The 15,777-nt window shown below is 56.1% G+C and carries 4 protein-coding genes; all 4 read right to left on the bottom strand.

The window, feature by feature from the left end; all coding sequences use genetic code 11:
• Nucleotides 1-407: 407 nt before the first annotated feature.
• The 4 genes from ABIE29_RS16515 to fabY all read right to left on the bottom strand — a co-directional run bounded on the left by ABIE29_RS16515 (nt 408) and on the right by fabY (nt 15,759).
• Nucleotides 408-965, bottom strand: a complete 558-nt coding sequence (locus tag ABIE29_RS16515; RefSeq protein WP_429619777.1) for a hypothetical protein — start codon at nt 963-965, stop codon at nt 408-410.
• Between the two features lie 4 nt (nt 966-969).
• A complete protein-coding gene (locus ABIE29_RS16510; protein ID WP_429619776.1) occupies nt 970-12,759 on the bottom strand; it encodes a hemagglutinin repeat-containing protein in 11,790 nt (3,929 codons plus the stop codon).
• Nucleotides 12,760-12,781: 22 nt separating this feature from the next.
• Nucleotides 12,782-14,452: a ShlB/FhaC/HecB family hemolysin secretion/activation protein gene (locus ABIE29_RS16505; RefSeq protein WP_429619775.1), complete on the bottom strand. Its 1,671-nt coding sequence runs from the start codon at nt 14,450-14,452 to the stop codon at nt 12,782-12,784.
• Nucleotides 14,453-14,811: 359 nt separating this feature from the next.
• Complete coding sequence (fabY, locus tag ABIE29_RS16500; RefSeq protein ID WP_429619774.1) at nt 14,812-15,759, bottom strand: fatty acid biosynthesis protein FabY; 948 nt, start codon at nt 15,757-15,759, stop codon at nt 14,812-14,814.
• Nucleotides 15,760-15,777 lie beyond the last annotated feature (18 nt).

The following is a 15,777-nucleotide window of genomic DNA, read 5'->3' as shown; positions in this document are numbered from 1 at the left end:
CACTGCAGGCCGCGTAAGCAGCCAGATCGCTTTCCAGATCCTTACGATTTAACGCCTCTTTATCTTTCTGCTCTTCTGGCGTCAGGTTCTGTTTGTTGTTGAGATATGTCTGGCGGCTCTTCTCCGTGCTGCTCAGATAGTTATTCTCTACAACAACTTTATCCTGTGCGGAGTCAGCCAGCGAACAGCATTTTTCCTAGCACACTCAGCAGCTTACAACCGCTTTTTCCCTGTGCATTCTGGCCCAGGCAACTTTTTCCCCAGACGCGCTTTTTCAGCCCGTTACGCCATTTTCCCCAACGCTGTTAAAGAGCAACCAACCGCAACATCATACCAGCCAGCGTCACCCCTACCATTATCGCTTTCGGGGTTTTGTGATAATAGTCGAGCAGTAAGCAATACGTAAACTATGCTTCTCTATAGTTTTCTATTATGCTCATTAAATAATCTCTCCCCATGGATTTGACTAATTCAACATCATGTGATGTCCCTTCCTCAAGCCATTCTTTAAATTTCTCGCAATCAACAAAATTCTCATAAATTAAATTATTTATGGTCTCTATTTTTTTATTGCTATTGAACCCCAACACACCCTCATCAACAGGGGTTTTCTGGAAGATCGCCCATTGTTTTTTCTGATCTAAAATAATTAGACCTCCATAATCACCAGAGCCATTCATTTCAGTGCTTAAGGAAACTATTTTAGCGACCCAATCCTCATTCATATGTAGATCGCCTAAGTATTGAAAATCTGAACTAGCGAAAACGTTCGCAATTAAGTCATACCCTAAAGACTCACCAATAACTAGTTTAGTCGCACTAATCAAATCGTCTGATGTGCAGATATCATTATCAAAAAAGAAATATCTTGCAAATTTTTTGTGAAAAACGTGAGCAGGAAGATTAACTCCGAGCCTTACGACATTTTTAAGTCGAGTCATTGCATCATCATGTTCGATAGTCACGGCATCACTCTCCTGGGAAACGTAATTTAGAAATGATTTTACCATTTACTGACACAGAGGCAGACGGTACCCCAGATTCAGCACCAGCGATCCCACCTCCAGTTGAAGATGGATAGAATCTATATACCTTCTCGCCCTTTGTCATAACAGTAACCGAACCATCTTTCGAAACTGATTTTATATAACCATTGGCAGATAAGTTTTCAATTGCCTCAGATTGATTTATATTTTTAATAACTATTTGCCCTGCACTTTTCTTAGTTTGCTTTGCCGCAAATCCAATGTCTGTCTGCTTCCCAACAGATGCTATATCCTTACTAATTTCGCTGGCAACCTTAAGATCGTTCGCGCTTAAAGTTTGTCCCGGTTTCGGCAGGCTCCCCGTACTTACCGCCAGCACCCCATACGCCGCATTTGTCATCCCGTCTGCAAACGTCTTTTGCAGACTTGCCGACAACCACTCGCACTTTCCATTACAGTTGTCGATGATGTCGGCGTACCACTTCGCTGAGTCCTCATAGGCTCGGCCCGCCAGATTATCCTGAATGCGCAACTCTGTGTATGCTTTTTCGTTCAGCTCAATCTGAGTACGCATCTGCGTCACGCAGGCTGTGTCACCGGCATCCCAGCATGATTTCAGCTTCAGGATGTTTTCCGCTGACTCCCTGGCCATATCCTTACGAACACCCTGCTCACAGGATGGGTTTCCGTTGCAGCCCTTCAGTTGTTCGGTGAAGTCTTTCGGGCTTCCCTGACTCAGGAAGTTATTCTCCACCGCATTCTTGCCGGCCTGAGCACCCGCCAGAGCATTCGCAGTGCTATCGCCCGTCACGCCACCAGCCAATCCCGCTGCAATCGTCGACAGCGCACTGAGGTTCTGCTTCTGCTCCTCACTCAGTTTAGCAATTTTATCCGGTGTGTCTGCACCGTATAACTTCTCGGCCAGATAACGCGCTGCCAATTCACCGCCAGCGGCCCCCACGGCACCCGCTGCTGCCGAGTTACCACTCACTTCTGCCGCTATCGCTCCCCACACCGCATGAGCAAGCGCGTTAGCCGTTGCATTCGTGCCGGTATACTTCTTGATTTGCTCTGCCGCATACGGGCTCAAACCACCCGCAAGCGCCTGGGAAATATCCCCGCCAGCCAGCCCCTGCAATGCTGCAGTTACCGCCTGGGCCGCTTTCTGCAAATCACTGCCCGTGCCGTACTTCTGCATCTCCGTTTGATAGACATCGGTCTTCCGCAATTCATCTGCGGTCAAGGTTGGATACTTCTCCTTCGCCTTTTTCAGCCCGTCGATATCACCCTGCGTACGGATGATATCCATCGACTGCCCGCCAATCTCACCAATCAGCTGCGCTGCTTTAAGCCGGTTCTGTTCCTTCTCCTTGTCGAAGATCGGCCCGATGCTGCCGTTGGCATTGTCCGTATCCCGGCTCAGGTCGGCGATATCCTGCTGCTGGTTGGCTTGGTCACGAATAACCACGCTACCGCCCGACACCGCCGCCTGGGTGGTGCCTTCCGCATGCCCCTTATTGCCCTGACCAGACAGCGCGATACCACCCAGATTGGTCAGCAGGTCTGAACCTACCGGGCCACCGCTGCTCAGGCTTCCGCCCTGATGCTCGGCCTTGAAGTCCGCCTGATTGTGGATATCGCTAAAGCCCAGCGTGCCGGTATCCAGCCGATTTTTATCAGCATCTGCCGTACTGGCAATCACCGCGCCATCAAGCTGGGTATGTTCACCCACCTTAACATCGAAACCGCCCTTGCCAGCATAGAGGCCGGTTTGCTCCTGCACACTGTCGTAATTACTGTGCAGTTTGTCACGGCTCATGCTCAGGTTAGCCGATCCACCACCGCCTACAACCGCTACGCTGACGCCACCGCTGATGCTGGTCTGCTTCGCGTCGTAGTTATCGCTGTCCTGCTGGCTTTGCAGCGTCAGGTTACGTCCGGCATCCACCTTTACCGTTTCACCGCTCGCCTGCGCACCGGCCAGCGTGGTATCCCTGCCACTGTGCATCGAGAGTGTACCGCCACTGTCGACGGTGGCTTCACTCCAGAATGTGCCGTCGCCGTGCTCGTTGCCCTGGCTCTTGTTGCCATTGGCAAACACGCTCAAGCCACTGCTCGGCCCGCTCACACCCAGGCTGACGCCAATATTCCCGCCACTGCTGCTGTTGCTGCCCTCGGTTTTTTGCGTGTTGGCCGCCCCGAGCAACTGTAAATCACGGGCCGCATCCAGCGTGGTATCGCCACCCGCTTTTAACTGACTGCCTGCGATCAGGATATCGCCGCTGTCGGCGGAATGCCCCTTGCCGGTCGCGCTGACCGTCAGGTTGTTGCCCGCATTCAGCGTCGAACCGCTGACGGTGTTCTGTTCCTGATGCTGCTGTGAGGATGATTTTTGTGAGCCGAGTGACGCACTGATGCCCACCATGCTCTTCGCATCTCCCCCCTGGGCCTGCACCAACTGCCCCGCCTGCACGGCCTGAGCGCCAGACAAGGCCGCTTTCGTCCCCTGCAAGGCGGCCAGACGACCATCGGTCTCTTTTTGCGCCTGCTGCGCCGTGGTGACGGCAGTGTTGACCGCACTGCCGACCGGGCCAGACAACGCCACCGTCAAGCCACTTTGCTTCTGCTCGAACGTTTCATCCCGGCGATAAATATCCTGCCCCGGGTCGATCTGCACGCTATCCCCCGTCACCGACAGGTTCTTGTTCGCAATCAGATCCGCACCGCCAATGTGTGCCTTGCCGCCCGCAACGATGTTCACATCGCCCCCGGTCGAGCCGATGGTGCTCACGCTCTGGCTCTGCGTGGTGCCATCTTCATTTACCTGATGGCGCGATGAAGACGTCCCCACGGTAAAGCCCAGCCCACCGCTGCTAAACACACCGCTCTTTTTCTTCTCATCCAACCGATAGCTGGACTGTTCTTCCGTCGCCGCCACGATCTCGACGTTGTTGCCTGCTTGCAGGTTAACTTTGCTGTCACCCACAACCGAAGACCCCTTCACCGTCAGATCGTTACCCGCAGACAGCGACACGTTGTCGCCGCTCAGCAGCGTGCCTTTTTCCTGCGTGGCGTAATCTTCCCGCACCGTGTGAGTGGTGGTCTTCGACAGGAACCCTTTCTTGGTCTTGGTTTCTTCGAAGAAGGAGTAGTCGCTTTCGGTGGCGCTGTTGAGCGTCAGATCGCGCCCGGCACTTACCGCCACGTCACCGCTGGCCTGCACCTGTGCCGCATTCAAGGTGGCATCACGATCGGCGCGAATGGTGGTGTTCCCCCCGCTGGCGATCTCCGTTCCTTGCTGGCGAATAGACTCATCCACCTGCTGGCGTTTACCTTCCTTGCTCTCGCGGTATTCGCTGGTTTGCTGGGTGTTGAGGTTCACGTCACGCCCGGCGTTCAGGTTGACGTTGTTGTCCGCCACTATCGCCGCTGCCTGCGAGTTCACATCCCGGCCTGCATCCAGCGTTAAATCGCCGCCGCTGGTGAGGGTCGTGCGCGTTGCATCGTTACTGCGCTGTTCAGTGCCGTTATCTTTCTGCCAGGTGCTCGCTTCCTGCGTTTGCAGGTTGATATCGCGCCCAGCTATTAGGGTAGTATCACTCTGGCTGCCAACCTGGCTGGCCTTCACGTTGACATCACGGCCTGCATCAACCGTCAGCGGTCCACCAGCGCTAATTTCGCTGCCCTGGCTGCTGTGAGTTTCGCTTTCTCTTATATTCCGCCAGCTCTGATACTTATCTGCGCTGTAGGTGCTGTTGGCCAGGACGTTGATATCGCCCCCCGCCAGCAGATCCATCGCACCGCCGGAAGTCAATTTGGCCCCCAGAATGTCGATGTTGTTGCCAGCGCTCAGGCTCAAAGTGTCCAATGCCTGGATGGTGCCGATATCGCCGATTTCCGTACGTGACAACGATAGGCTTTGTGACATCCAGCCACCCAGGGGACCCTGGGTATTCCACTGATTCGTCAACGTCTGGTTGATGATGCTGCCATCCAGACTTTCCAACTGCACCGTTTTGCCGTTGATGATTGAGCCGATATTGTTGATATCGCCAATCGCGCTCAGTTGCAGGTTGCCGCCCGCATTGAGCAGGCCAGCATTGAGGTTGCTGATGCTGTTCTGGCTATCGAGCGTCAGCGCGTTCTGTGCTGTCAGCGTGCTGCCACTGTTGGTGACGTTACCGGCGGTGAGCGAGACATTTTTCCCGGCAATCACACTGCCGTTATTGATCGTCACATCCTTCGGTGACAGGTAGAGCTTCGGCACCATCACCGTCTGGCCATTGATGCTGGTAGCCTCCCACCACACAATACTGTGATCCAAGGAGGCGATCTGCTCCGCCGTTAACGCAACCCCAAACTTCAGCCCCAGCGACTGTTGCGCCCTGGCAGCGTTGTCCATTAGGGTTTGCATCTGCTCCAGGTCTGAACCTACTCCGTTCAGATAACGGCTGCCCGTCTGATTCAGCATGGCATTGCTGACGTAACGGGTATCAAAGGCTGCATCCCCCAAGAAACGGTAGTCGTAATCCGGGTGGAGGTTCAGGCGGTCCAGGAAATAGGAAGAGCCGATAAATTTGTCTTCTACCGTGAACTGTTCGTTGGTTTCACGCGGGCTCTGGCCTGGGTTAATCCCCAGCAGCGCGTAGAGATCGCCAAACAGATTCGGATCGAGTTGCCCCAGGCCGTTAAGTTTCGGGTTGGTGGTGATCAGATACGGGCTATCCGGATCGGTGGACGCCACAAAATAGCCGTTCTCGCCCGTAGGCAGAGGATACGCACTGGTATCGACCGTTTTGCCTTGGTACTGGTTTAAGCCTTTGCCGCCCGTGCCGACCAGATCCTTGCCATCGGTGACGGTATTTTGTAACGCAGTTCCATCCCCCAGATTGGCGCTGCCCTGACCACCGTCGTTGTATTTCCCTAACCCTGTAAGCTCAGGCGTAGCGTTATCCAGGCCACTGCCCCCGTTAATCTGTTGCAGGGCATTCTGTAGGCTGTCTTGCCATTCGGGTGAGTTGACCGCAGCCTTATCACCTGCAGACAATGTCTGTTTCTCTACGGCACCGCCAATAGTTTGCTGACTCAGGGTATTGAGCGTTGGGGCATTGAGAGTGTGGCTTACCCCACCTGCGTTGGGTGAGGTGGTGGTATTACTGAGATCGTTGGCAAAGTTGGCCACAACGTTACCACCCGCCTGAATAACGGAACGGTAGATTTCACCTTCTCCACGTTCATAGCGTACTTCGCCCGTCGCCGTGTAGACGATGTAGTTGGATGTAATCTCCCCTTTAGAAACACTGGTTTCTGGCACCGGAACTGTGCTCAGGCCATAACCATACTGATACGTTTGATAGCGGGTTTCACTGCCCGAGAACCAGGATTGGTTATTCAGGTTACTCCCTGAAAGATACGCATTGTTGTTGGCTAAAATATTGCTGGCCTGATTGTCCAGTTGGCCGGCATAAAGGCTGAGATCGCGCCCGGCCGCGATACGGGCTGCGCCACCGTTTGCCGTGACGGTGACCGTCGAAACGCCAGAGGCAAATTCCTTCATCCGTTGATTAAGATAAGGCGTTGGCGTTGAACTGTAATACCTTGTCGGAGACGCTCCGTGGCCTGGGCTGCCGCCGCCCGATTCCCAGGACTTGATGACATAGCCGTAGTCGCCTTTGTTGAAGAAGGTTAACGGTATTTTGGCCTCAAAATCTGTCACCCAGGGATACTGCGGTGCGCTGCCTTCCGAGCTAACCACACTCAATCCATCGCGCTGATTCAGCAAATGGGCGGTGTTAATGGTGATATCACCGTTTTGTGTCTCGATAGTGCCAGAGCTGTTCACCACCTCTGCGTTGGCATTACCCGCCATATCACGCTGCATCCACAGGCTATTGCCCGCCAGGATGTCACCGCGCAGATTTTTGATGCTGTTGGCCAGCAGGAACAGATTGTTACCGGCATACAGCAGAGCGGTGTTAATCAGGCTGCCAGCCGCATTCAGCGTCATCGAGCCCAGCGTACCGGTAAACCCGTCAACGGTGATATCGCTCTGGCTGTTCAGGGTTACATCGCCCCCTGATTGCAGCGTTCCGGCCGCGTTCATGGCAATAGCACTGCCACTGAGGGTGCTGGCCCCACTTCCACCAGTGATTTGCCCGTTGTTGGTCAAGATGCCGTACGCCGTGAGGTTGATGCTCTGCCCCTGCAGAGTGCCTTGGTTGATCAACGCCCCCTGGCTGTTAACGTTCAGGCTCTGGCCTGCGGCAATCACATTCTGGTTGGTAAAGGCGTTCACCAGTTGCAGCGTCAGATTGCCCAACGCCACGACCTGGCCACGTTGATCAAAATCGCCACTGCTCAGCAGTAAATCGCCCCCGCTGAACATTTTCCCTGTCTCTTGAAGCGCCACCTGACCGGCATTGATGCCAAGCCCGGATGTGCCAAGCAGCGTGCCACCGTTAGTCAGTTGCTGGGTATTCAACGCCAGGTTGCTTCCCTGGATCGTGCCCTGATTGTTCAGGCTGCCTGCGGTCAACGTTCCCTGCAGTTCTGCCAGCAAGGTACCGCTGTTGTCCAACGCATCCGCATTCAGTAACAGGGAGCCTGCCTGTAGCCAACCGGTGTTGGTAAATTGCGATCCATGAAGTGACAGATCGGAGCCAGCAAGCAGGCTTCCGTCATTACGCCCTGATATCGTCCCCTCGAACCGTGTGTCGGCACCGCTTTGCATCAGGCCGCTGTTGACCCAGTACGGCGAGGTAATGGTGAGTGCGTTCTGGCTGAGAAGGCTACCCGTGGCGTTATTGGTCAACCCACCGGTAAGGTTCAGCGTTAAGCCTGTTTCACCTTGTACGCGCCCACTGTTGGTTAACGTACCGCCGTTAACCCACACGCCGTTCCCCTGGATACGCCCAAGGTTGGTGACCGAGGCCGCATCCAGTTTCAGGTCACCTGCCGTCAGCAGGGTTTTATCTTGCTGTTGGGTGAAATCCCCGCTCAGCGCGACCGTCAGGCCGTCAACGCCGCTGATTTCGCCCTGATTATTCAGGGTGTCAGCGTGTAGGGTGAGATTTTTTGCCAGCCACTGCCCGGCGTTGGTCAACGACTGTGCCTGTAATGCAGCTGCACCATTGGCGGTAATTTTGCTGCCAGCCGTCGAATTCAATGCCCCAGACAGAGCCATTTGCAGCGCATCCGCACTCTGGATTGCGCCACTGTTATTCAACGTCTGAGCATTCAGCAGGATCTGTTGCCCCTGCCAGCGACCGTCATTGGTCACCGTACTGCCATTAACAGAAAGCGTTCCCTGCGTCAGGAGTGAGCCCTGGCTGCCGTTCACCAGCGTCAACAACGGGACGGAGAATGCCTGAATGCCCAACGTCAGCGACTGCAGGCCGATCAGCGTGCCTGCGTTATTCACCAAGTTCTGCGTCAGGTTGAGGATGTTACCCTGTACGGCACCTTGGTTATTCAACGTAGTGCCCGCCAAAGACAGATTTCCGTCGCTCAGGACGGCACCGTCATTGGTCAGCGTCCGCGCCTGTATTTCGCTGTTACCCTGGCTAAGCAGTGACCCTTCATTCACCAGTTCATCGGTGACTTTGGCTGCCAGAGAATCGGTACCCAGCAGGCTGCCACGGTTCAACCAGCCCGTGGCCGTGACGTGGGTTTGTCTGCCCTGAACCAGCCCTTCCGAGGTCAGTTGCCCGGCATTCAGCGACAACGCCCCCCCTGCCAACGTACGGCTTGATGCCCCCAGCGTCAGCGCACCACCGTGGGCATTCAGCCACTCGCTACCTTGCCATAATCCCGTGCTATTCAGCGTAGCGGCATCCAGCGTCAACCGGTTGGCCACCAGCTTGCCGCTGTTGGTTAAATAGTCGCCGCTCAGGTTCAGCGTACCCAGGCTTCCCATCTGTCCGCTGTTTTGCATCGTATTAGCCACGGTGCCGGTCAGGCCCGCAACCGCGTTTATCGATCCGCTGTTATCCAGGCTATCGACGCCAAAGGTCAGGCTATTCCCCTGCCAGGATCCGGCGTTGGTGACTGCGCCACCATTGACTGCCAGCTCACCATCGCTCAACAGTTGTGCACCGGCCAGCACGTTCAGCGCGGTGCTGTTCAGAGTCAGCCCGGTATTGCCCTGCATGATGCCGCTGTGCGTCACGGTGCCACTGTCCACCGCCAGCATATTGCCCGCCAACACCCCGGCGTTGTTCACCGATTGGCTGCGGAAGGTGGCATTTTCACGGGCCACCAGTTGGCCGCCTTGCTGGTTTACCAAGCCACCCTGCACATCCAGGTTCAGGTTGTTCGCCAGGATGCTGCCCTGGTTGGTGAATTGCTGGCCGGTGAGAGACAAATCATCGTTCACCTGCACTAGGCCAGCGTTGTCCAGTTGATCGAGCGCCAGCTCCAGCGCACCGCCGCTGACCAGCTTCCCGCCGGCAAGGTTACTGATATTGGGGATCGCCAGTTGCAGATGGCTGTTGCCCTGTAGCAGGCCGCTGTTGGTCAGCTGTGGCGCGGTCAATACCACCTTGTCTGCCGCCAGGGTGCCCTGGTTCAGAATATGGGCCGCCGTGAGGTCAAACCGATCCTGGCTCAGTAACAGGCCACTGTTAAGCAGGTCACCGGTCAGGTCTGCCGTCAGGCGATCTTGCGCCTGGGCACTGCCACTGTTTTGCCAGGTCTGGGCTTTCACTGCCAGTTGTTGCCCCTGCAGAGCGCCCTGATTGACCAACTGTTGGCCTTCAAGGCGTAACGATCCGCTCGATAACATCTGGCCTGCGGCTGCGTTATTGAGATGAGTGCCGGAAAGTTGCAGGGACTGGCTACCCTGTATCAGCCCCTTGTTGATCACGTCGCCCACGACAGAGAGCACGGTGGCCGCCAGCCATCCCGCGTTGTCCACTGAGCCAGCAGAGACATTCATCCCGTGCTGGCCAAGGATCTTCCCTTGGTTGGTCAACGTATTGGCGACTGCCAGGCCCGCCGTTTGTTCACTCAGCGCATTGCCGTTGTTAAGCCACTCTTGGGTGGACAGATCCAGTGTCTGGCCCTGAAGCAATCCGCTATTGGTCAGCGAATCTGCCCGTAGTGTCAGTGCTCCGCCACTGAGTAAAGCACCACCGAGCTGGTTGTCTAACGTGGAGGTGCCAACATTAAGCAGGCGGCTGCCTTGCAGAGTCCCCGTGTTGAACAGGGTCGTGGTATCCAAGGCCAGCGTCGTTGCGGCCAGCAGGCCGTCATTACTGAACTGAGGGGCAACCAGCGCCAGGGAGCCACTTGCGTTGACGGAGCCGTTTTGCTGGTTGCTGAACTGTTTGGCCAGTGACAAGACCATCATGACCGCCTGCATCGTCCCGGCGTTGGTCACGGTGTCTGCAATCAGGTTTAGCGAACCGCCAGTGAGTACACGACCACGGTTGGTGGCTTCCGCCGTCTTGATAGCAAGAGCGCTGTCACCCTGCAACGTGCCGCTATTGGCGATGCTATTGGTGCTCAGGGTCAGTTGATCGGCGGCCAGTTGCCCGGCATTGGATAACGCCTTACCGCTCAGTGACAGCTTATCTTTCGCCAGCAGCAAACCGCTCTGCTGGTTATCGACCCGCTGGGTTTTGGCCGTCAGGTTCACGGCATTGATTTCACCGCTGTTGAGCAATTGATCGCCACTGAGGACCAAATCCCGATCGGTGGTGATCAGGCCGGCGTTTTTCAGCGTCGGGATGGCCAGCGACAGGGCATTGGCCGTATACACTGTGCCGCCCTGCTGGTTGTCCATCAGGCGGGCGATAAGATCCAGGGTCTGACTGCCTTGTAGCAAGCCGCTGTTGGTCAGGGTCTGGCTGTTAATCTTCAAGACAGGAGCGACCAGCGTGCCATGATTGGTCAGGGTGTCCGCCTTCATAGCCAGGGTTGCAGCATGGCTTTTCCCGCTATGCAGCAGTGCGCCAGCCTCTACCGTAAATGCCCCTTTCGCCGTTTGGGTACCCGCCAACATGGCTTGCTGGACCTGGAGGGTGAGATTGCCTCCGCTTTGTACCTGAGCACCCGGCTGCGTGTTCAACATCGTGCCATGCCAGGCCAGATCGCCCCCCGCATTCCATTCCCCGCCTAACGTGGCGTTACCCGCGTTAACCGTGATATTACCTTGGCTGGTGGTGAGGGCATCTGTCGCCGTGGTCAGCGTATCGCTGTTGAGGGTTAATCCCGTCGCGCCAGAGAGCAGGCCGTTCTGTTGCAGCGTTCCAGCCCACAGCGTCAGGCTGTCGTCACTCAGCAACTCGCCGTAGCGGCCATTTCGCAATGTATCGCTGACGGTCAGTTCGGCTTTACCTTTGGCACTCAAGGTGCCGTCTTGATCCAACGTCTGGCTGGTAACGGCCAGCGCTCCCCCACTCAGTATCTTGCCGCTGTTGGCGAGTGATTGGCCGTTCAGCGACAGGTTACTCTGGCTCTGAACGGTTCCACTATTCCCCAGATGGGAGAGGGTGCTTTGTATCGCCCCATTGGCCGCCAGCGTGCCGCTGTTGACCAAGCTGGCACCGCTGAGGGTGAGGTTTTGCCCGGCGGTCACTTGCCCCTGCGTCATGCCGCTATTGAACAACGTCATGTCGACATGGCGGGCAGCATCAATCTGGCTGGAACTGTCCACCAGCGCGTCACGAGCCCGCAGGCTGACATCGTTGCCGGCGGTCAACTTGCCGCTGCTCATCTGCAACGTACCGCCGCTGGTGAGAGCAATATCCCGATCGCTGACCAGTGTTCCTCCCTGTTGAGTGAGATCCCCCTGGCTGTTTAACGTGATGGACTGGGTGGCCTTGTGGTCGCCCAACATGCTGATACTTTGCCCTGTCGCCGTTAATGCACCACCTTGCGCCAGCGAATTATTGAGCGTCAATTTGCCGTTGGCATCCAGGGTAATATCCCCGGCACGGGCATTGAGGTTACCGAGATTGATACCCACGCCTTTGTCGCTGGAAACCAGATGAATGCGGTTGGCATACATGCCGCCCAGCGCACCGGTATCAACCGCCACTTTGGGCGTTTCTCCCTGGCCCGCGATCGGGGTCGCATTGCCCTGCGCATCCACACGGTTGGCCCCCAGCGTGATGGTGGCATCCTGGGCATACAGCTGTGCGTTAATCTCGGTGGCACGGGCAATCAGGGCAAATTTCCCGCTCTGGCTGGCATCCAGCCCTTTGCCCTGAATGCTGATCGCCCCTTGCGTGACTTCCAGCGCCTGCAGTTTGCCATCAGGCCCTAACACCGGTTTACCGGTGGTCAGCGTCGCATTCGGGGTGTTGATGAAGCCGCAGCCATCACAGGTGATGCCGTAAGGGTTGGCAACCATCACGTTCGCCTGTTTGCCCGCCACCTCCAGATAGCCTTGCAGCTGGGAGCGGTTCGGGGCGACAACCTCGTTGATGATGCCTTGGGCTTCCTGCCCGGCTTTCAGGTTGGGGTTGTTCTGGATCAGGCCACCAAGCTGGGTCTGATTGAGCTGCCCGCTGGCGTTGTTGAGGATCAGCCCCTCTTTGCCCACGTTGAATTCATTGTATTTATTATGGGAAATGCCCGCCTGATTAGGCGTAGCGATGTTGACCACCGGCACGCCATTACCAGCCTGATCGAGTCGGGCATTCCCTTCGGCGACGTTAACACCGTTCGCCAAGGCAGGCAGCAACGGCTGCCAAGCCAACAGGCTGCACAGGGTATAACTCAGCCAACGCTGGCTGGCATGAACGGGTTGATTTTCTTTCTGCGTCATCCTTGAAACCCTTCCCTGTGAATTAAAGAACGATGTTAATACGGTAGTAAATCGACACCCGATCCGGCTCTAACCAGCTCGGATGCGCCAGCGGCCAGCCAACGGTAAATTGACTGCTGAAATAGCGGTTGCGGCTGCCCAGTCCCACCGCACCGCCCCACAACGTGCCGGAAGCGTAGGCGTCCACGGAGTCGTGGCGCAGATAACCGCCATCTACGGCAGCCAATACGGAAATATCGCCCAGATACGGCAGGCTGAGCGGCGACCAGTTGACCTCGTTACGCCAGTAGCCGCCTTTGTCGCCGGAGAGATACTGTTCCTTGAAACCACGCACCGAACTTTCACCGCCGAGGGTCAGGCGCTCGCTGCCGTAGAGGCGATCGGGCGTCCACTGGCCGTACAGGCTGGTGAGGTAGTTCCAGTTCTGCGCCAACGGCAAGTAATAGCTGCCGGAGAGAGTGTATTTATTAAATTCAGCCTTAGGGGCTTCACTGGCCTTGCCGCTGTCATCTTCCGCGCCTAACCAGGGAACGCCACGGCTGTAGGAGGGGTTGAGCGTGGCAAAACCGCCCCACAGTTTTTGGCTATGGCTCACGCCCAGAGATACGCTGGTCAGTTTGCGGCTGCTGCTGTCCAGCCGGGTGTCATTAAGATAGTTGCGGTTGATACGGTGGGTCAGGCCCAGCGCCAGGCCGGTTTTCATGTCACTGTTACGGAACAATACGCGCGAAATGTTGAAGCGATGGGTCTGGCTGTCGCCGGTAGACCGCCAGTCAAAGCCCTGATTGTCGATCGTCGAGAGGTAGTCGCTGTAGGAGTAGTTGTAATCCATCAGCCAGTAGCCATATGGCAGGCTGACACCGGCCTGGACGCTGCGGGCATCGTGATCGTTGGCGAAATCGCTGCTGCGCGCGCCGGTCACAAACCACTGATCCGCCAGCCCCAGCAGGTTATTGCCGGTCAATGAGCCGTTGATCTGTCCGGTGCCGGTACTTTTCTGCCCGCTGTTGTCAAAACCCAGCCCCAGCATCACCGGGAACTCGGGCTTGGCAGTCAGGTTGACCGCCGAATAGCCCGGTTGGCTGCCGGGCAGGATTTCAATCTGCACTGGTTGCTGACGCAGGCGGTTGATCTGCTCCATGCCCTGTTCGATATCGCGCAGGTTAAGGATGTTGCCCACCAGGCCGGGGAATGCCATCTTCAGCATTCGGTCATCCCGTTGGTCCAGCAAGATCTTTTCCAACTGCCCTTCCAGCACCAGCAGCTTCAACTCCCCATGGGACAGGTCTTGCTCGGTCAGGAAAGCGCGGCTGGTGATATAGCCCCGTTCGATATACCAATCGGAAACCTGCTGCACCAGAGTGTTGATCTGGGCCAGATTCAGGCAGCGTTGCAGATAGGGTTGCGTCAAGGCTTGCCGCGCACGGGCGGGCAGATGGCTGGCACCTTCAAGATGAATGGTCGTAATGGTGAAGCACGGCCCGCCGGGGGCTGTGGCTGCTGGCGTTTGTGGCAGCACCGGCGTCAGGCTGCGTTGCAATTCCTGACGTTGTTGTTGGTTTTGCTGCAACAATTCACGTTGTTGCTGTTGGATAGTATCTCGATCCGCCGGGCTGAGCATATTGGCACCAGCCGCAGAACTGAGAGAAAGAAACAACCATGATACTGCCAACCGCTGAGTTACTGAGTCCATTCAGATAAATCGCCTTAATGATTTTTCGGCATTCTAGCGACATAATTCGGCATCAGACAAGCAAGAGATGGTGACTTTGCGGGACTTCGAGGCATCGTAATTGGAATAAATCTCAGAGTGAGGAGGGGTATATATTCTGAAACCATTTCAATCCATTTACTTTATTTGCTACATGCAAATTAAATAGTCAATTATGCCAAATAGGCACGGATTTTTCTGGTTAAAAAATAATCGGCCGCTGTACCCAATTTATACGACAGATTAAGTCATCAATTAAGCCCAACCGTTAAGTGGGCGCCGCATGTGCAGCACCCGCCTGGATAGGTTTGGTCACAGAGCCGCCCCACACGGCTTGATGCTCAGCTCGCTATCGCCTCTGAACCGCCCTTGTCCAACGACTCTTCCGGTTCGGCCGGCAGCACCATATAGGTTCCTTCAAATACTGCCCCCTTGTCGTCGTCACCGAATAAATGCACTTCTGCCTGCACGCGCGCCCGGCGACCGCGCGCCAAACGGGCCAGATCGCCACTCAATGAGCTCAGATCGGCAACGGCTCTCGGCCTGCCGGTGATCGGTTTGCTGTAGCGAATATGGGCATCCGCCAGAATAATCGTGCCCCCCAGATGGCGCTCACGCAACAGCAGCCAGATCAACCCCCAGGCGGTCAGCGTCGCCAAGGAAAACAGGCTACCGGCAAACAGCGTATGGTGTGGATTCTGGTTGCCAACCTCCGGCATGGTGGTAACAAAACGCTGGCCGGTATATTGGCTGATGCGCACCCCCATTTTTTCACTGAGCGGGATATGTTCATACCAGGCTTGCTGCAGTTGTCCACACCAATCGGGGCGATGCAGAATATCGTCCAGCGTGGCCACGGGTTTGATCATCAGGTAATGGCGGATCGGTGTGGTTTGCGGCGCGGTGATTTCGCCCTGGTTGATAAAGCCCAGCTTGGCAAAGAAGTCCACCGCATCCTCACGGGCGCTACACACCACCCGCTTCACCCCTTCCTGACGCGCTACAGACTCCAGAGTCATCGCCACCAGCGTGCCAAGACCTTTGTCTTGTACAGTTGGATCAACCGCCAGAAAGCGGATAGCGGCTTCGTTATCGGCATTGATATACAGGCGGCCAATGGCCACAATCCGGCCGTTCTCATCCACCACCATTTGATGGTGCGCCATGGCATCATAGGCATCCTTTTCCGAACCCACCGGCTGGTGTAATGGCTTGCGCAGCATCTCCCAGCGAAACTGGTAATACTCTTTCAGTTCTTGTTCTGTAACGGGTACTCGTAGGTGATACATAGACGCCTTCTCTTGTGA

Source organism: Serratia sp. 2723, from assembly GCF_050434425.1.
Lineage (GTDB): Bacteria > Pseudomonadota > Gammaproteobacteria > Enterobacterales > Enterobacteriaceae > Chania.
This window is presented reverse-complemented; position numbering and strand designations above follow the sequence as displayed.

Bases quoted from the DNA above. Each gene is read 5' to 3' on its own strand.
- ABIE29_RS16510 (WP_429619776.1), bottom strand. From the start codon at position 12,759: ATGACGCAGAAAGAAAATCAACCCGTTCATGCCAGCCAGCGTTGGCTG.
- ABIE29_RS16505 (WP_429619775.1), bottom strand. From the start codon at position 14,452: ATGGACTCAGTAACTCAGCGGTTGGCAGTATCATGGTTGTTTCTTTCT.
- fabY (WP_429619774.1), bottom strand. From the start codon at position 15,759: ATGTATCACCTACGAGTACCCGTTACAGAACAAGAACTGAAAGAGTAT.